General features: G+C 68.1%; 17 protein-coding genes. 9 read left to right on the top strand and 8 right to left on the bottom strand.

Annotated features, from left to right (window positions below):
* Positions 1-9: 9 nt before the first annotated feature.
* From H9Q09_RS10435 to H9Q09_RS10445, 3 genes are all read right to left on the bottom strand, one after another.
* Entirely contained in the window at positions 10-1,968 is a 1,959-nt protein-coding gene (locus H9Q09_RS10435; RefSeq protein WP_187390973.1) for a TRAP transporter permease, read from the bottom strand.
* Between the two features lie 113 nt (positions 1,969-2,081).
* On the bottom strand, positions 2,082-3,020 hold the full coding sequence (locus H9Q09_RS10440) for a TAXI family TRAP transporter solute-binding subunit (RefSeq protein WP_024351486.1): 939 nt from the start codon (positions 3,018-3,020) through the stop codon (positions 2,082-2,084).
* Positions 3,021-3,063: 43 nt separating this feature from the next.
* On the bottom strand, positions 3,064-4,140 hold the full coding sequence (locus H9Q09_RS10445; protein ID WP_246716093.1) for an Ldh family oxidoreductase: 1,077 nt from the start codon (positions 4,138-4,140) through the stop codon (positions 3,064-3,066).
* 214 nt (positions 4,141-4,354) lie between these two features.
* Here H9Q09_RS10445 and H9Q09_RS10450 point away from each other — a divergent pair, with 214 nt between their 5' ends.
* The 7 genes from H9Q09_RS10450 (at position 4,355) to H9Q09_RS10480 (ending at position 11,837) form a co-directional block, all read left to right on the top strand.
* Complete coding sequence (locus H9Q09_RS10450) at positions 4,355-5,107, top strand: SDR family oxidoreductase (RefSeq protein ID WP_187390975.1); 753 nt, start codon at positions 4,355-4,357, stop codon at positions 5,105-5,107.
* Between the two features lie 70 nt (positions 5,108-5,177).
* Entirely contained in the window at positions 5,178-6,110 is a 933-nt protein-coding gene (locus H9Q09_RS10455; RefSeq protein WP_187390976.1) for a dihydrodipicolinate synthase family protein, read from the top strand.
* A gap of 286 nt (positions 6,111-6,396) precedes the next feature.
* The gene (locus H9Q09_RS10460; RefSeq protein ID WP_187390977.1) at positions 6,397-6,879 is read left to right on the top strand and encodes a MarR family winged helix-turn-helix transcriptional regulator; all 483 of its coding nucleotides are present in this window, start codon (positions 6,397-6,399) and stop codon (positions 6,877-6,879) included.
* A gap of 14 nt (positions 6,880-6,893) precedes the next feature.
* Positions 6,894-8,609: a thiamine pyrophosphate-requiring protein gene (locus tag H9Q09_RS10465; RefSeq protein ID WP_187390978.1), complete on the top strand. Its 1,716-nt coding sequence runs from the start codon at positions 6,894-6,896 to the stop codon at positions 8,607-8,609.
* A gap of 268 nt (positions 8,610-8,877) precedes the next feature.
* A complete protein-coding gene (locus tag H9Q09_RS10470; RefSeq protein ID WP_187390979.1) occupies positions 8,878-9,924 on the top strand; it encodes a TRAP transporter substrate-binding protein in 1,047 nt (348 codons plus the stop codon).
* Positions 9,925-9,959: 35 nt separating this feature from the next.
* On the top strand, positions 9,960-10,508 hold the full coding sequence (locus tag H9Q09_RS10475; RefSeq protein WP_246716094.1) for a TRAP transporter small permease subunit: 549 nt from the start codon (positions 9,960-9,962) through the stop codon (positions 10,506-10,508).
* Between the two features lie 6 nt (positions 10,509-10,514).
* Positions 10,515-11,837: a TRAP transporter large permease gene (locus H9Q09_RS10480; RefSeq protein ID WP_187390981.1), complete on the top strand. Its 1,323-nt coding sequence runs from the start codon at positions 10,515-10,517 to the stop codon at positions 11,835-11,837.
* Between the two features lie 74 nt (positions 11,838-11,911).
* Here the strand turns inward: H9Q09_RS10480 and H9Q09_RS10485 are convergent, their stop codons facing one another.
* Positions 11,912-12,868 carry a fumarylacetoacetate hydrolase family protein gene (locus tag H9Q09_RS10485; RefSeq protein WP_187390982.1) on the bottom strand — a complete coding sequence of 319 codons (957 nt, stop codon included), beginning with the start codon at positions 12,866-12,868 and terminating at the stop codon, positions 11,912-11,914.
* A 318-nt stretch (positions 12,869-13,186) separates the two neighbouring features.
* Between H9Q09_RS10485 and H9Q09_RS10490 the strand changes: the two genes are divergently transcribed.
* Together H9Q09_RS10490 and H9Q09_RS10495 are read left to right on the top strand one after the other, a co-directional pair.
* Positions 13,187-14,371, top strand: a complete 1,185-nt coding sequence (locus tag H9Q09_RS10490; protein WP_187390983.1) for a pyridoxal phosphate-dependent aminotransferase — start codon at positions 13,187-13,189, stop codon at positions 14,369-14,371.
* Between the two features lie 102 nt (positions 14,372-14,473).
* Complete coding sequence (locus tag H9Q09_RS10495; protein WP_024351475.1) at positions 14,474-14,692, top strand: hypothetical protein; 219 nt, start codon at positions 14,474-14,476, stop codon at positions 14,690-14,692.
* A 123-nt stretch (positions 14,693-14,815) separates the two neighbouring features.
* Here the strand turns inward: H9Q09_RS10495 and H9Q09_RS10500 are convergent, their stop codons facing one another.
* The 4 genes from H9Q09_RS10500 to sseA all read right to left on the bottom strand — a co-directional run bounded on the left by H9Q09_RS10500 (position 14,816) and on the right by sseA (position 18,279).
* Positions 14,816-15,799, bottom strand: coding sequence for an alpha/beta fold hydrolase (locus H9Q09_RS10500; RefSeq protein WP_187390984.1), 984 nt, complete (start codon positions 15,797-15,799; stop codon positions 14,816-14,818).
* Between the two features lie 94 nt (positions 15,800-15,893).
* Positions 15,894-16,841, bottom strand: coding sequence for an ornithine cyclodeaminase (locus H9Q09_RS10505; protein WP_187390985.1), 948 nt, complete (start codon positions 16,839-16,841; stop codon positions 15,894-15,896).
* Entirely contained in the window at positions 16,838-17,428 is a 591-nt protein-coding gene (locus tag H9Q09_RS10510) for a GNAT family N-acetyltransferase (RefSeq protein ID WP_246716095.1), read from the bottom strand. Before H9Q09_RS10510 ends, H9Q09_RS10505 begins: the two co-directional genes overlap by 4 nt.
* A 5-nt stretch (positions 17,429-17,433) precedes the next feature.
* Complete coding sequence (sseA, locus tag H9Q09_RS10515; RefSeq protein ID WP_187390986.1) at positions 17,434-18,279, bottom strand: 3-mercaptopyruvate sulfurtransferase; 846 nt, start codon at positions 18,277-18,279, stop codon at positions 17,434-17,436.
* Between the last annotated feature and the right edge of the window lie 42 nt (positions 18,280-18,321).

An 18,321-nucleotide genomic window follows, 5' to 3' on the forward strand; every position in this document is an offset into this window, starting at 1 on the left:
TTTTTCGCGTCAGCCGTTGCGTGGATGGCTGCTGTGGGCCGAGGCTTCCAGCAGGTCGCCGGGCTCGATCGGCGCGTTCTCCGGCGCCTCCACATGGCCCGGGTCGACCATTGGCCGATTACGCGGCACGAAGTCCGGCGCCGGCCAGCGCCAGTTGAGGAACAGGCCGAGCGCGCCGAGACCAGCACCGATCATGTCGGTCGTCAGGCCCGGCTTGATCAGCGTGAAGGCGGCGGCGATGTAGAGGAGCCGCGTCGGCCAGTTGGCCGGCTTCAGCAGATAGCCGGAGAGGCCGCCGGTCAGCAGCGTGACGCCGGTGATCGACGTCACGACGGACACGGCCACCTTGTCCCAGTCACCGATCAGCAGCAGCGAAGGGCCGAAGACGAACATGAACGGGATGATGTAGCCCGTCAGCGCCAGCTTCACCGCCGCGATGCTGGTGTCCCAGACGGCCGAGCGACTGATGCCGCAGGCCGCATAGACGGCGATCGCCACCGGCGGGGTGATCGCCGACAGGATGGCGAAGTAGAGCACGAACATGTGCGCCGCCTCGACCGCCACGCCGAGCCGGACGAGGGCCGGCACGAGGAGCGCCACCTGGACGATGTAGGCCGGCGTCGTCGGCATGCCCATGCCCAAGACGATGCCGGCGACCATGGTCAGCAGCAGGGCCGGCAGCAGCATGTCCTGCGCCGCGGCGCGCACGATGCTGGTGAAGGTCAGGCCGAGCCCGGTCTGGGCGATGACGCCGATGACGATGCCGGCGGTGGCACAGGCCATGGCGACGATCACCGAGTTGATCGCGCCGGCTTCCAGACCGTCGATCAGCTTGGCCATGGTGAATTCGCTGCGGGTGGTGCTGCGCATCAGGACGACCGGCACCACGGACAGAATGCCCATCAGCGCCGAGAAAGGCGCCGAGAAGCCGGACATCAGCGTGCCGATGATGATGAACAGCGGCAGGAAGAGGTGGCCGCGCTCGCGCAGCACCTCGCCGACGCGGGGCAGATCGGCCTTGGGCAGACCTTTGAGGCCCTGTTTCTTGGCCTCGAAATGCACCGCGAGGAAGACCGCGAGATAGTAGAGGAGGGCCGGCAGCAGCGCGAAGGCCGCGACCTTCAGATAGCTGACGCCGAGAAACTCGGCCATGACGAAGGCCGCGGCGCCCATGATGGGCGGCATGATCTGGCCGCCGGTGGAGGCGACCGCCTCGACTGCGCCGGCAAAGTGCGGCGGATAGCCGATGCGCTTCATCAGCGGGATCGTGAAGGTACCGGTGGTCATCACGTTGGCGACGGCCGAGCCCGACACCGAGCCGAACAGGCCCGAGGTGACGACGGCGACCTTGGCCGGTCCACCGGCCTGGCTGCCGGTCAGCGCCAGGGCAAAATCCATGAACAGCTTGCCGATGCCCAGCCGTTCGGCGAGGGCGCCGAAGATGACGAACAGGACGACATAGGTGGCCGAGACCTGCGCCGGGATGCCGAACAGGGCATCGGTCGTCATGTACTGGTATTCGAGCAGCCGGATCAGGTGGGTGTTGGTGAAGAACACCTGGTAGCCGAGGAAGATCAGCGCGGTGATCGGCAGGATCGGGCCGATGGCGCGGCGTGTGCCCTCCAGGACGACGACGATCATCAGGATGGCAAAGCTGATGTCGGTGGCCGAGACCGGGCCGACATAGGCCATGCGGGTGTTGAAATATTGCTGCTCGACGATGGGATAGGCCGACGCCGCGAGCGAGCCGACCAGGAACAGCCAGTCGAGCGGCCTGGGGGCCTTGCCCTGGCGCGAGGCGAACATCGGCAGCGACAGATAGGCCAGCACCAGCGCGAAGCCGAAATGGGTGGCCCGCAGGGTGAAGGCGTTGGGCGGCCCGAAATAGGCGACATAGAGGTGGAACAGGCTCATCGTCACCGCGACGACGGTGATCGTTCGCTTCAGCCAGACTTCGTGTCGTTCCATGTCACCCCCCGTGGACAGGTCGGATTGCCGACCCGTCGGCCGGCCGGCTCAAGCGCCTGCCGGTCACAAAAAGGCGTGCGGCCCCTCCCGAAGCCGCACGCCCGCCATTCTGCTTACATCTCGACGCCGTTGGCCTTGTAGAAGGCCTTGGCACCCTCGTGCATCGGCACGCCGACGTCCTGGGCCATCTCCTCGACGGTGATGTCCTTCATCGCGGCGGCGATGGCGGCGAGATCCTGGCGGTTCTCCCACATCTGGCCGAGAATGCCTTCGACGACGCCGGCATCGAGATCGCAGCGCGCGATCACGTGGGTGGCGTAGCCGACCGCGCTGACGTCCTCGTCCTGCCCGGGATAGGAGCCGGCGGGGATGGTCACGCCGGTGTAGCCCGGATTGATCTCGGCCTTCATCTTGGCGATGAAGTCGGCGTCCAGCGGCACCAGCTTGATCTCGGACGAATTGGCGAGATCCATGATCGCCGAGGCCGGCACGGTGGTGCCGAGCGTGAAGATGTCGGAATTGTTGTCCTGCATCAGCGACACGCCGTCCGAATAGGACACGTAGTCGACGGTCGACAGGTCGTCATAGGTCATGCCGGCGGCCTGCATCACGGCGCGGGTCACCTGCTCGGCGGTGTTGCCGACCGGCTGGGTCGCCAGACGCTTGCCGGCGAAATCCTCGACCTTCTCGATGCCGGTGCTGGCGGTCGTGACGATCTGGAAATACTGCGGATAGAGCGTCGCGAGATTGCAGACATTGTCGGCTTCGCCTTCGAAGGGCTCGCGTCCCTTGATGGCGTCGACCGTCGAGATGGAGTTGGCGAAGCCGAGATCGGCTGCGCCGTTCTGGACGCCCTGGACGTTGGCGACGCCGCCGCCCGGCAAGACCTGGATCGCCACGCCGTCGGGCGCCATGCCCTGGATGGCGCCGCCCAGCGGATACCACGAACCGCCCTGCGGACCAGTCATGAACCGCAGCTGCTGTGCCTGTGCCGGCATGGTCATGGCGATACCCGCCGCCGTGAGCGCGAGCGTCAGTAGGGTCTTCTTCATGTCTTTCTCCTCCCAGTTTATCTCCGCCCCGAGGGACGGTCGGTCACGTCGGCGCACTCTCCCGCTCGAACAGGAAGGCGGCGCCCGCCCGTTCGGCAATCTCGCGCAATTGCGCGGCGAGCTTCGCAGACAAGGGGATGCCGTGCGCCAGCCTGTCGGCCTCGCGGGCATATTCGGGGTCGCCGGCCACCATCACGGGATGTGCCGGATCGATCGGGTCGGTCGCACGCAGGCCGTCGACCATGCGGTCGAGGTCGGCCTCGAAGGCGGCGCGCGAGCCGCGGATCATCGCGGGATCGAGGGCCAGGATGAAATGGCCGACATCGTGCTTCTGACCGGGCGCCCCGCGCAGCGGTGTCAGCGCGGCGCCGGACAGGACGCTGGACAGGACCTCGACCATGGTCGCCAGCCCATAGCCCTTGTGGCCGCCCAGCGGTGCGAGCAATGGATCGAGCAGGGCGAGATTGGGATCGCGCTGGGGCGTGCCCTCCCGCGTCAGGGCCCAGCCTTCCGGCAGTTCGGTCTCGGCCCGCTGCGCCAGCTTGAGCTTGCCGATCGCGGCGGTGGAGGTCGCCATGTCGAGAAGGAATGGCTGGCCGCGTGCCGAGGGGGCGGCGAAGGCGATGGGATTGGTGCCGAGCTTCGGCGCCAGCCCGCCTGTCGGCACGATGCCGGCCCGCCAGACCGACGAGGTCGAGATGCCGACGAGCCCACGTTCGGCAAGCCGCCGCACATACACGCCGGCGGCGCCGTAATGGTTGGAATTGCGGATCGAGATGGCGGAGATGCCAAAGCGTCCGGCCCGCTCGGCGGCCATGTCCACGGCCATCATCCCGGGCACCTGGCCGAAGCCGGCGTCGCCCTCGATCAGCGCGACGGCGCCCATGTCGTGCACGACCTCGATATTCGGCGTCGCGGTGGCGCCGCCATTGCCGAGCTGCTGGTCGTAGAGCGGCAACAGGGTCAGGCCATGGGAATCGATACCCATGAGGTCGGCCGCGACCAGCACGTCGGCGGTGACCGCCGCATGCGCATCGCTCATGCCCCATGCGGACAGAATCGCCAGGGCCTGTCGCCGCCAGGTCGCGCTGTCGACCCTTTCGGCTGTCTCGGACTGCATGCCGTTTCCTCCGGCCGGTTCTTGCTGCGATCTTATGACAGGGCGATCGCTTGGGATGGACGCCATCATCCGCTGCCGACGTTGTCAAGCGGCATCGCGGCAGCGTATGGGAGCGGTGGCACCGACGAACGACCACACGTCGCCATGCTGCAATGGCGTTTCGCGGGGGCGAAACGCGACCAGGTCGTATGATGAATCAGGGGAGGTCGACGCGATGACGTCGCAGAACAAGATTGCCGTGGTAACCGGCGCAGGAACCGGCGTTGGCAAGGCCATCACCACGGCGCTGGTCGCCGACGGGTTCACGGTCGTGATGACCGGTCGCCGCCGCGAAGTGCTGGATGAGGCGTCCAAGGCCATTGGCGAGGCGCAGACCGTCGTCGTGCCGGCCGACATTTCCGACAAGGCCTCCGTCACGGCGCTGTTCGCCGAGGTCGAGAAGCGCTTCGGCCGCCTCGACCTGCTGGTCAACAATGCCGGCGCCGGCTCGCCGGCCATCCCGATGGAAGAGCTCACCGCCGAGCAGTGGAACACGGTGGTCGGTGCAAACCTCACCGGCGCGTTCTTCTGCACGCAGGAAGCCTTCCGCATGATGAAGGCGCAGACGCCGCATGGCGGTCGCATCATCAACAACGGTTCGGTTTCCGCGACGACGCCGCGGCCGAATTCCTCGCCCTACACCGCGACCAAGCACGCCATCACCGGCCTGACCAAGGCGACCGCGCTGGACGGCCGGCCGTTCGACATCGCCTGCGGCCAGATCGACATCGGCAACGCCACCACCGAGATGACCGCGCGCATGTCGAAGGGCGTGCTGCAGGCGGACGGCACGACCGCGGTCGAGCCGACCATCGACGCCGGCCATATCGGCCGCGCCGTGGCGCACATGGCGAGCCTGCCGCTGGAGGCCAACGTCCTGACGATGACCGTCATGGCGACCCAGATGCCCTTCGTCGGTCGCGGCTGACGCTGCCGCACATCGTCCGGGCCGCACGGCCCGGACGCCTTCGAGACTGACCAGCAGAGCAGGAAACACGATGACCGCATGTTCCGCCGTCCGGCCCTATCGCGGGGTCTATCCCGTCGCGCCGACCATTTTCACCGAGGACGGTGCGCCCGATCTTGAGGGCCAGCGCCGGGCGCTCGACTTCATGATCGACGCCGGCTCGACCGGCATCTGCATCCTGGCGAACTTCTCCGAGCAGTTCGTCCTGTCCGATGCCGAGCGCGACGAGCAGGTGCATCTGGCGCTGGAGCATGTCGCCGGCCGGGTGCCGGTGATCGTGACCACCAGCCATTTCTCCACCGATGTGTGCGTCGCCCGCTGCAAGGCGGCGGAAGCCGCCGGTGCCGCCATGGTCATGGTGATGCCGCCCTATCACGGCGCGACCTTCCGGGTTGGCGAGAAGCAGGTCTTCGAATTCTTCAAGGCGCTGTCCGACGCGATCTCCATCCCGATCATGATCCAGGACGCGCCGGTCGCCGGCACGCCGCTGCCGCCGGCCCTGCTCGCCCGCATGGCCGCCGAGATCGAGAACGTCTCCTATTTCAAGATCGAGACAGCCGGCGCCGCCTCCAAGCTGCGCGAACTCATCGCGCTCGGCGGTGACGCGATCGAAGGGCCGTGGGACGGCGAGGAGGCGATCACGCTGATGGCCGATCTCGACGCCGGCGCCACCGGCGCCATGACCGGCGGCGGCTTTCCCGACGGCATCCGGCAGATCATCGATCCCTATTTCGCCGGCGACCGCGAAGCGGCCGTCGCGGCCTATGCCCGCTGGCTGCCGCTGATCAATTACGAGAACCGCCAGACCAGCTTCGCCACGGCGAAGATCCTGATGAAGGAAGGCGGCATCATCGCCTCAGACGCGGTGCGCAAGCCGATCGCCCCGGCCCATCCGGATACGCGCGCGGGTCTCCTGGAGCTTGCCCGGACGCTCGACCCGCTGGTCCTGCGCTGGGGCCGCTAGGCGGGTAAGCCTCGCCGTCGGCTGACGCCTGACCCGCTCGACGGGGAGGGCGGTCACCCGCTCATCGACGACACGACCGGCGGCCCGGGTGCTCTCCAGCGCCCGGGCCGTTCGTCATTCGGGCACGGGAAATCGACCTGGGCGCCGGCAACCCCTGCTTGCCGCTGCCCGAAACTGGTTTGTGATAAAACTAGTTGCGGCGGGTCATTCTCTCGCCTAGCCTCCGGGCATGGTCGCCCTTGCGGCGACCCGGGCGGTTTCGCCCGGCGGCCTTGGGAGGGGAAGCATGTCAGCGACACGACGGTCCGCGGAGCCGGACAGTCCTTCGCGCGGCGACGATCCGGTCCGCCGCGGTGCGCTGGACGATTACATCGCCTTCCATCTTCAGCTTGCCCAGAACGCTTCGTTCAAGTCCTTCAAGCGCCATGCGGCGCAGGCCGATTTGCGGCCCGGCCATTTCGCCGTGCTGTCGCTGATCAACGACAATCCGGGCGTCACGCCGCTGGCGCTGAGCCGCGCAGCCGGCCGCGACAAGTCCACCCTGACGCCGGTGCTGCGCGACCTCGACCGGGCGATGCTGATCCGGCGCTGTCCGAGCACCGCCGACCGCCGCAGCCACGGTCTGCACCTGACGGACAAGGGCCGCGAGAAGCTGGCGCATCTGGCCGAATGCGCCGCCCGCCACGACCGGGAGCTGGATGCCATCGTCGGGGCGGGCAAGCCCGCGCTTCTCGACATGCTGCGCCGCCTGATCGCCGCGCTGGATTGAGAGGAACGTCGCCGATGTACACCGCAAGCACCGCCTTTCTCGAAGCCCTGATGGAAGCGGGGGTCACCCATCTCTTCGTCAATTTTGGCAGCGACCATCCCGGGCTGATCGAGGCGATCGCCGAGGCCCGCGCCATGGGCCGCCCGGTTCTCCGCGTCATCACCTGTCCGAACGAGATGGCCGGGATGAGCGCAGCGCAGGGCTTCGCGCAGGTCTCCGGGCAGGCGCAGGCGGTCATCGTCCACGTCGAATGCGGCACCCAGGCGCTGGCCGGCGCGGTGCACAACGCCGCCAGGGGCCGGGTGCCCATGCTGATCTTCGCCGGCGCCTCGCCCTTCACCCAGGAAGGCGAGCTGCGCGGCAGCCGCAACGAGTTCATCCAGTGGATCCAGGATGTCCACGACCAGCGCGGCATCGTGCGCGGCTACATGAAATACGACAATGAGGTGCGCACCGGGCGCAACGTCAAGCAGCTTGTCCACAGAGCCATGCAGTTCGCCGGCTCCGAACCCCGCGGCCCGGTCTATCTGATGGGCGCGCGCGAGGTGATGGAGGAGGAACTCGCCGAGCCAGTGACGATCGATCCCGGCCAGTGGGGCGCGCTTGCCCCTGCCGCACTGCCCGAGGCGGCGGTCGGCACCATCCTCGACGCGGTCGCGAACGCCGAGCGACCGCTGGTGGTGACCTCCTATGTCGGACGCAATCCTGAGGCGGTGCCCGAGCTCGTCCGCTTCTGCGAACGTCTCGGCATCGGCGTTCTGGAATCGGTGCCGAACGCCATGAACTTCCCGCACGACCATCCGTTCTATCGCGGCAACCAGTGGAACGAGCCACGCCAGAACGCGGCGCTGGCCGAAGCCGACTGCGTCATCGTCATCGACAGCGACGTGCCGTGGATCCCGACCATCAGCAGGCCGGCTGCGGATGCGACGATCATCCATCTCGACGTCGATCCGCTGAAGGAGGCGATGCCGCTCTGGTATATCGGTGCGCGCCACGCCTTCCGCACCGATGCCGCGACGGCGCTCGCACAGCTCAATGCCGGGCTCGACGCACGGCAGCCGGCGGCGGAGATCGTCGAGCGACGCAGCCGCCATCATGCTGCCGCCAGCGCGGTCCGGCGCGAGGGCCTTGTCGCGCTCGAAGCCGGCGCGCCGGACGCGATCACGCCGGAATTCGCGACGGCCTGCGTGCGCCGGCACATCGATGCCGACACCATCGTCCTCAATGAGGGCATCACCAATTACCCGGTGATCTTCAACCACATGAGGATGACCGCGCCGGGCTCGATCTTCACCTCCGGCGGCGGCTCGCTCGGCTGGAACGGCGGCGCGGCCATCGGCGCCAAGCTCGCGGCGCCGGACAAGACCATCGTCGCGATGACCGGCGACGGCTCCTACATGTTCTCGGTGCCGTCCAGCGTGCACTGGATGGCGGCCAAATACGGTACCCCGTTCGTGCAGATCGTCTACAACAACCGGGGCTGGAAGGCGCCGCGCTTCTCGGCGATGGGCGTCCATCCCGACGGCTATGCCAGCCGGGCTGACGATCTCGACATCGGCTTCGACCCGCCGCCACGCTATGCCGATATCGCCGCGGCGGCCGGCGGCGCCCATGCGCGCCGCGTCGAGCGGCCGGACGAGATGGAGGCTGCGGTGGCCGAGGCGTTCGACATGGTGCGCAACCAGGGACGCTCGGCGGTTCTCGACGTCTGGCTGGCATCCGCATGACGAACGTCGGGGTCGCGAGCAACCGGGCGCATGCGGGCCGGGATGGCTGGCACCGCTTGCCGTCCAGCGGTTCTCCGACGATGGTCGCATGGCGATGGGGAAGGGGTGGCTAAGCCCCGCGCGGCGTGACAATCTAGTTGGAAGCAAAACGAGTTTGCCGGCACAGCCGGAGGTTGAGCGAGGTGAGCGGGAGGCGGCGGGAGACGAACCGCACCCGGTACCGGAGCACCCGACGGTGTTGTCCGGAACAAGCGAAGAGGAGGACGCGATGTTGGGGATGAAGAGACGGCAGTTCCTGGCGGCGACGGCGGGCGTGCTCGCTGCCCCCGCGCTGATGCGCAAGAGCTGGGCGGCCGAGCCCGAAGTGACGCTGAAGCTGCATCACTTCCTCGGCCCCAAGGCGCCGGCGCACAGCCAGATGCTGGAGCCCTGGGCCCAGTCGATCGAGGCCGATTCCGGCGGCCGGGTGAAGATCGAGATCTACCCCTCGATGACCCTTGGCGGCGCGCCGCCGCAGCTCTTCCGGCAGGTCGCCGACGGCGTCGTCGACATCGTGTGGACGGTGAACGGCTATACGCCCGGCCTCTTCCCGCGCTCGGAAGTGTTCGAGCTGCCGACGATCTTCACCAACGACATCGCCGCGGCCAATCTGGCGATGCGCGAGATGTATGATGAATATCTGGCGCCCGAATACGAGCCGGTGCATCTCCTGTTCAACCACGTCCATGCCGGGCAGGCCATCCAGATGGCCAACAGCCCTGTGCGCACGGTCGCCGATACCCAGGGCAAGAAGCTGCGCGTGCCGGGGCCGACCGGGAACGACGTCGTCACCGCGATGGGCGCGACCCCGGTCACCATGCCGGTACCGGATCTGCCGCAGGCGCTGTCGACCAACGCCGTCGACGGGGCGCTGATCCCCTGGGAGATCATTCCGCCGCTGAAGCTGCAGGAGGTCACCCAGTACCAGATCGAGGGACCGGACAAGAACCGGTTCGGCACGACGACCTTCCAGGTCTCGATGAACAAGGGTCGCTGGGAAGCGCTGCCGGACGATCTGAAGGCGGTGTTCGACAAGAATTCCGACGAGGCGTTCCTGCGCAAGGTCGCCGAGATCTGGCGCGGTGCCGACGATCACGGCATCAAGGTCGCGGTCGACGCCGGCAACGAGCACATCCAGCTCACCGCCGAGGAGATGCAGACCTTCAACGACGCGCTCGGACCGGTCGTCGACAAATGGCAGGCCGACCACACCGACTTCGATTCCGCGGCCCTCGTGGCGGCGGCGCGGGCGGCCATGGACAAGCACAAGTCCTGATGGTCCGCGACCACACAAATGGCGGCGGGGCAGTCATGCCCCGCCGCACCGGCCGGCTCGCCGCAGGCGTCCGGCTGGTCGCACGCCTCGTGCGCTACTGGGCGCTGGCCGGCGGCGTCCTTCTGACCGGGCTGGCCGTGATGACGGCGCTCAGCGCCGGCTCGAACATCGCCTTCTCGGTGCCGTTTCCGGCCGACCACGAACTGGTCAAGCATTTCGTCGCCATCGTCATCTTCATGTTCCTGCCCTACTGCCAGCTCGCCGGCGCCAACGTGACGGTGGACATCTTCACCGAGGGCATGAGCGCGGGCGCGAAGGCGGCGATGGCGCTGTTCTCGGCGATCTTCGCGGCGGCCTTCGCGCTGCTGCTGTTGCGCCAGATGTCCTACGGCTTCGGCAGCTACATCCAGTATCCGGAGGTCACGCCGGTTCTGAAGCTGCCGCTGTGGACCGCCTTCCCGCCCATCCTCCTGTCGCTCGCGCTGCTGTTTCTCGCGGCCGTGGTGACGATCCTCGACGGCGTCGCCGGCATGCGCGGCCAGCCGAAATGGACCGAGGACACTTCTGCGACAGCGAGCGAGTAGACCACGATGATCGACCCGTTCCTGCTCGGCATTCTCGGGCTTCTGCTGCTGTTGTTCCTGATCGCCGTGCGGGTGCCCATCGCCTACACGATGATCCTGGTGGGCATGGCCGGCACGGCGATCCAGTCGGGCTCGACGGTGCTTCTGTACCAGCTCAAGGACCTCGCCTACGCGCAGTTCTCTAACTACGATCTGTCGGTGCTGCCGATGTTCATCCTGATGGGTGGGCTGGCGTCGCGCTGCGGCCTGTCGCGCGATCTCTTCCGCGCTGCCAATGCCTGGCTCGGACGCTTCCACGGCGGTGTCGCCATGGCGGCGGTCGCGGCCTGCGCCGGTTTCGGCGCGCTGTCCGGCTCGTCTACGGCGACGGCCTCGACCATGGGGCAGGTCGCCTTGCCGGAACTGCGCCGCTACAAGTTCTCGCCGTCGCTGGCCACCGGCACGATCGCCGCCGGCGGCACGCTCGGCATCCTGATTCCGCCTTCGGTTGTGCTCATCGTCTACGCCATCATCGTGGAGACCAACATCGTCACGATGTTCGCCGCTGCGCTGATCCCGGGCATCCTGGCGATGCTGATGTTCATGGCGACGATCGCCATCTATGTCCGCTTCGTCCCGGGCTCCGGCCCGGTGGGTGAGGCGGTGCCGCGCCAGGAACTGGTGGCGGCGAGCATCGCGGTGATCCCGGTCGGGATCATCTTCGGTGTGGTCATCGGCGGCATCTATGCGGGCATCTACAGCCCGACGGCGGCCGCCGCGATCGGCGTCTTCCTCGTCGGCATCTACGGCTTCGGGCTTGGACGGCTGAACTGGGGCAGCTTCGTCGAGGCGCTGCTTGAGACTGCGCGCACCAGCGGCATGATCTTCCTGATCCTGCTTGGCGCCGAACTCCTGAAGATCTTCATGGCCCGCGCCGGCGTACCGCAGGCGGCGGCCGGCTTCCTTCAGGAGAGCGGCCTCGCGCCGTTCCAGATCCTTGCCCTGATCATCGTGGCGTTCCTGATCTTCGGCTGCCTGATGGACAGCCTCTCCATGGTGATCCTGGCGATCCCGTTCTTCTGGCCGGTCGTCGCCGGGCTCGATTTCGGGCTCGGCCCCGAGGAGACCAAGATCTGGTTCGGCATCATCATCCTGGTCGTGGTGGAACTCGGATTGATCACCCCGCCGGTGGGGCTGAACGTCTTCATCATCAACTCGCTCGCCCCGGACGTGCCGATGCGCGAGACCTTCAAGGGCGTGATGCCGTTCTTCGGATCGGAGATCGTGCGGGTGCTGCTGCTGATCGCCTTCCCGGCGATCTCGCTGCTGCTGCCGCGCCTGCTGCAATAGGCAGAGCGGAGGTCCGCGCCGACGGGAAGGGGAGCGCGTTCCCGACCGAGCCGGGAACGCGTGCCGTCAGTTGGTCAGGCGCTTTCGACGCTTTGCTCGATGGCGCCGAAGATCGAATGCCGGCGCTCGTCCAGCATCTCGATGCGCACCGTGTCGCCGAAGCCGAGGAACGGCGTGTCCGGATCGCCACCGCCGGCCGCCTCGGCGCGGCGAAGGCCGGCGAGGCTGGAATGGCCGGAGCCGCCCGCCTCGATCGAGGCGCCCTGACCGCCTTCCGGCCGGTCGGCGATCGCGCCCGAGCCGACGATCGTGCCGGCCGCCAGGCGGCGGGTCCGCGCTGCCCGGGCGACCAGCGCCGGGAGATCGAAGCGCGTGCCGATGCCCGCGTCGACCCGGCCCAGCGGCTTGCCGTTCAGGTCGACGCAGAGCGTGCCGCTGAGCCGGCCGCCGTCCCATGCGTCGCCGAGTTCGTCCGGCGTCACGGCGACGGGGGAGAAGGCCGGGCTTGCCGCGCCAGGACTGCCATCGGTCCCCGCAGGTGAATCGGGCGAGCCGCGCAGCGCGACGGCATTGACCAGCATGACCAGGCGGATCGCCTCGCGCGCTTCGGCGGGCCCCGCGCCCATCGGCACGTCACCGGTGATCACCGCGATGCCGCCGCCCAGATCGATGCCCCATGCCTCGTCGGCGGCGAGGATCGGCTCGCGCGGGCCGAGGATCGCATCCGACGCGCCCTGGCGGAGCTCCGGCCCGTCATCGGGCCCGGCGGCGTCCGTCGCGGCCTCGATCCATTGATAGGCGCGTGGCAGGGGGCTCGCCGCATCGTGCTCGTGGAAACGCTCGGCCGGCACCGCCCCGGTTTCGAGACTCTGGGCCAGCGTCGCCAGATGCGGCGCGACGCGCGCCCAGTCGTCGAGCGCCGCCTGCAGGGTCCGGGCGAGGAACGCGGCGTCGGTCATCTGCGTGAGATCGCGCGAGACGACGACGAGGCGGCCGTCGCGGCTGCCATCCTTGATGGTTGCAAGTTTCATGCGTCGGTGATCCTCCTCAAGAGGCTGCCGCAGCACCTGCTCCGGCAAGCCGGCCGGTTCCCGGACTCCACCTGCCGGGCCCTGGCGACGTCAAGCCTAGCACGCATGCGGGAATGTGGGGCGGGTTTCGCGCCGGCTCCCTACCGGCCTCAACCGGGCGCCGAGCCCGGCCGGCGGCGGGACGGCGGGGGGCGGCCGAACTCGACAGCGGACGGGGGATGCCATACGGATCGCCCATCGGCTTTGCGCCGCGAACCCCCAACGAGCCACGGATCCGCGTGCGTCCCTTCAGATGCCCGGGCCTTTCGAGAGACGAACATGCTGCATACGGTTTCCGCCTTCGACCGCATCGGCGAGGAGAACGCCTTCGCGGTGCTCGCACGTGCCACCGCCCTTGCCAATTCGGGCCGCGACATCATCAATCTGGGCATCGGCCAGCCGGATTTCCGCACGCCGGAGCATATCGTCGAGGCGGCCATCAAGGCGCTGCGCGACGGTCATCACGGCTACACGCCGGCCAATGGCCTGATCGCGACCCGCGAGGCCGTGGTGCGGCGGACGCTGGCGACGACCGGCATCGAGGTCTCGCCGGAATCGGTGATGATCCTGCCGGGCGGCAAGCCGACGATGTATGCGGCGATCCTGATGTTCGGCGAGCCCGGCGCCGAAATCCTCTATCCCGATCCGGGCTTTCCGATCTATCGCTCGATGATCGAGTTCACCGGCGCGACGCCGGTGCCGGTGCCGGTGCGCGAGGAGAACGGCTTCGCCTTCTCGGCCGAGGAGACGCTGTCGCTGATCACGCCGAAGACCCGGCTCCTGATCCTCAACTCGCCGGCCAACCCGACCGGCGGCGTGACCCCGCGCGCCGAGATCGAGAAGCTGGTGAAGGGCCTTGCCGACCATCCGGACGTGGCGATCATGTCGGACGAGATCTACGACGTGATGACCTATGACGGCGAGGCGCATTGCTCGCTCCTGACCTTCCCGGAAATCCGCGACCGGCTGATCGTCCTGAACGGCTGGTCGAAGACCTGGGCGATGACCGGATGGCGCATGGGCTGGTCGATCTGGCCCGATGTGCTGATGGACAAGATCCGCAAGCTGGCGGTCAATTGCTGGTCCTGCGTCAACGCCCCGAGCCAGTTCGCCGGCATCGCCGCGATCGACGGGCCGCAGGACGACGTCGAGACGATGATGCGGGCCTTCGACCGGCGCCGCAAGGTGGTGGTTGAGGGGCTGAACGCGCTGCCGGGCGTCTCCTGCGCGACGCCCAAGGGCGCGTTCTACGCCTTCCCGAACATCTCGCAGACCGGCTGGAAGGCCAAGAAGCTGGCCTCGGCCCTCCTGGAGGAGGCCGGCGTCGCGCTGATCGGCGGGCCGGATTTCGGCATTCTCGGTGAGGGCTATGTGCGGCTGTCCTACGCCAATTCGGAGGAGAACATCGTGCGGGCCCTCGAGCGCGTCGATGGCTTCCTGCGCTCGCAGTCGGTGCCGGACTGACAGCGGCGGACCATGGATATGCCGGGAAATCCGGGTGCGGTGGTTTAACTCTCGGGCCGACTGATTAGGTTGGAGAGCTTACCCCGAACACCAGGAGACGGCATGTCCGATCAGAACGACAACGAGAACGGCATCCAGGGTGTCATGGTGGAGAAGCTGGAGGGCGTTTCGCAGCTCCCCGACGGCAATGTCGCCCTGATCATCCGCAATGGCGACGCGCCCATTGGCCTCGTCTTCACGCCCCAGGACGCGCAGGACGCGGCGAAGCTTCTCGCTTCGGTGCATCCCGAAGACGGCGCACCGAACGGCGACGCCGCCTGAGGCAGGCTCTATCGATGGCGGGTGGCGCGCAGCCATCCGTCATTTTTCGTTTCGGGCGGTCTGGCCGCATGAAGGCCGGCAATGCCGATTTCGCGCCGGCGCTCGCAGGGCGGCGGCCCGAGATCAGTCGGTCCGGGGCAGGGCCTCGATCCAGGTTACAATCCGCGCGGCGAGGTCGTCGGTGGTCTGCGGCGACACGATATCACCCGCCAGGACGTGGCTCGCCGGATCGCCGCTCGCCGGCACCTCCACCACTTCGCGCGGACCCTGCCAGCGTTCCATGACCGCCTCCGTCGCGGCGGGATCGACGATCCGGTCGTTCGGCGAAAACAGCGTGAGGACCGGAAGCGCGATGCCGGAGATGTCGGCCCGCAGGGTTTCGCGCACCAGGGCCGCCATCGGGACCAGCGCGCCGATCGGATAGCGCGTCGTCCAGTTCTCCGCCTGCGAGTCGTTCAGCGGATCGAAGCCGCGGGTCTCGCCGCCGATCAGGGGCAAGAGATCGCGCGCCCAGGGCAGGTCCAGCGCAAAGGCCCAGCGGTCGAGCAGGCCGAAATTCGGCGAGATCAGCACCAGTCCCGCCACACCCTGCATCAGGCCCGGCTGCGTCGCCCCGAAGGTCGCCAGCGTGCCGCCGGTCGAGGTGCCGATGACGACGACCCGGTTGCCGATCTCGCGGCCGATGGCGACCGCTTCGGCCAGATCGTTGAGCCAGGCATTGACGTCGGCCTGTTCCATCGCGGCGCCGTCGCGGCCATGGCCGGTGAGGCGGGTGTAGAAGAGGTTCGCGCCCAAGGATGCCGCGACCTTGTCGGCGAGCGGCCGGGTCTCCCCCTTGGCGGCGGAGAAGCCGTGCACATAGACGATCGAGACCGGGGTGCGGGCGCGCGAGGCCGGATAGGCCCAGACGATCTCCTTCTGCGCGTTCGGGCGCAGATTGGGAATGTCCGCCTCGGTGCGCGCGAGATAGGCGTCGGCATCGGTGCCGATGGCGGCGGAATCGAAGCGGATCGTCGTTTCCACCGGTTCGCGCGGTCCGAACAGCCAGACGGCTGCACCGGCCAGCAGCAGGACGACAACGAGAGCGATAAGCGTTTTCCAGAGCAAGGGCAGCGTCCGTTCGGCGGTGGCAGGCGTGGCTTCGTCTATCGCGTCTGGTGCCGGCGTGAAACCGTCGGGATCGTCGCTCCCGTACCGGCGTTCAGCCGCGGCTGTCGCCGGCTTCGACCAGTCGCCGGATCAGCGCGCCGACCATCAGGTCGAGATGGGCACCGCCGCCATTCTTGTAGGCGGTGATGGCGTCGGGCGAGGACCGGCCGGCGGTTCCGGCGCACAGATCATGCAGGTCGCCCAGAACGTCTTCGGCGGTGATGGTGCCGGCGTCGAGGGGGATCTGGATCTCGCCGATATGGCCGAAGGTCGTGCGGCGGGAATCGACGAAGAGCTCGGCGCGCTCAAGAAGCGTGTCGTCGGCCTCGCGCATGTCGGGCCGGAAGGCGCCGATCAGATCGACATGCGTGCCGGGGCTCAGCCACTCGCCCTTCAGGAACGGCTCTCTCGACAGGGTGGCGGTGGAGACGATGTCGGCGGCAGCGACCGCCTCCGCCAACTCGGTCGCGACCGTCACCGGAATGGCATTGCCGGCGCATTCCGCCGCAAGCGCCTCGGCCTTGTCGATGCTGCGGTTCCACAGGATGATCTGCTCGAGGTCGGGGAAGAGCTCGCCATAGGCCGGGATCAGCGTACGGGCGACGGTGCCGGCGCCGCAGATCAACAGCCGCCGCGAATCGGAGCGGGCCAGCAGCCTGGCGCCGAGGACGGAATCGCCGGCGGTCTTCCATTTGGTGACGAGAATGCCGTCGACGAGAGCCGTGGGCGCGCCGCTGTCCTCGTCGAACAGCAGCATGCCGCCCTGTACGGACGGCAGCGGTGGGTGGCGGCGGGGATTCTCCGGATAGACCGTCACCGATTTCAGCGCGATGCCGAGGCCTTCGATCCAGGCGCCGCGATTGAGCAGGCTGCGGCCATCGCGCGACAGCAGCATGTCGCCGATTTCGGCCTGCGGCAGTCGATGCGCCTCGCGGATCGCCTCGGTCACCGCCGTCCAGGTCAGGAGATGATCCGCGTCCGCGGCACCGATGATCCTCATCGCGGCGCGTCCCCGGCGACCATGCTGGTGGGGGCCGGCGTGTGGTGCGCCTTGGCCAGTGCCTCGACCGATTCGATCGCCGGCGTCTGGACCATCCGCGTCGCATAGGGCGTAAAGCCGTGCTTGCGGTACAGCGGCAGGGCGGCGGGATGGTCGAGCGTGTTGGTCTCGATGGTCAGGCGTTCGGCGCCTTCCGAAAATCCGGTGACGATCGCCTTGGACACCAGATGATCGGCAAGGCCGCGACCGCGAAAGGCCGGCATGATGCCGAGATGGACGATGCGGGCCGATTTCAGCGACCGGCGCATTTCCAGTTCGAACCAGCCGGCAACGATGTCGTCGGCCAGGAGCACGAAGATGCGGGTCGCCTCGTCGTGAATTTCCCGGTCGAGGCGGTCGTCCGGCAGGATCCGCGACGTCCAGTGATGCGGGTCTCCAACGCTGCGATAGAGCGTGCGATAGGCATCGAGCGCGATGTCGCGGATTTCGCGGAAGCTCAGCTCCGCGTCGGAAGCCGGCGGCGAGGCCACCCGCTCGGGCGGCTGACGCAGTTCCAGGCTGGTGACCGTGGTCGTCAACAGGCGCATGGGGATCACGGTCCGGTCACGACCGGTGTGTCGGTCGCGCCGCCCCATTCCGTCCAGGAGCCGTCATAGAGCCGGTGCTGCCGGCTGCCGAGGGTTTCAAGCGCCAGATTGAGCACGGCGGCGGTCACGCCCGAGCCGCAGCTCGTCACCACCGGTGCATCGGGATCGACGCCCGCCGTGGCGAAGGCGGCGCGCAGTTCCTCGGGCGATTTCAGCCGGCCGTTCTCGGCAAGCTGCAGGAAGGGCAGATTGCGGGCGCCGGGCATGTGGCCGGCGCGAACGCCGGGGCGCGGCTCGGCGGCGTCGCCGGCAAAGCGGTCGGCCGGGCGGGCATCCACCACCTGCAGCGCGCCGTCGTCGACGACCTGGCGCATCTCATCGAGGGTCGCGACGGCATCGGCGTCGAAGCTGGCCTCGAAGGAGGCGGGCTCGGGCGAGACCTTGCCGGTTTCGACCGGGTGATTGCCGGCTCGCCAGGCCGGAAAGCCGCCATCGAGAATGCGCACGTCCTTCGCACCATAGGTCCGGAACATCCACCAGACGCGCGGCGCGGAAAACAGGCCCATCCCGTCATAGACGACGATGGTGTCGGTCTCGCGGATGCCGAGCCTGCCGACGGCTGCGCCGAAATCGGCGGCCGCGGGCAAGGTGTGCGGCAGCGACGAGGCCGGATCGACGATCGCGTCCTGATCGAAGAACACCGCGCCGGGAATATGGGCGGTCTCGAATTCGGGTTCGGCCAGACGCTTCTGCGCCGGCAGATACCAGGAGGCGTCGACGACCGAGAGGCCCGGCTTGCCGAGGTGGCCGGCGAGTTCGTCGGGAGAGATCAGGAAGGGGTTCTGGCTCATGCGCCGCCTCGATCATGCACTGGTGCCACGGAGCGCCGCGGC

This window comes from Aurantimonas sp. DM33-3, assembly GCF_014334315.1.
GTDB classification, from domain to species: domain Bacteria; phylum Pseudomonadota; class Alphaproteobacteria; order Rhizobiales; family Rhizobiaceae; genus Aurantimonas; species Aurantimonas coralicida.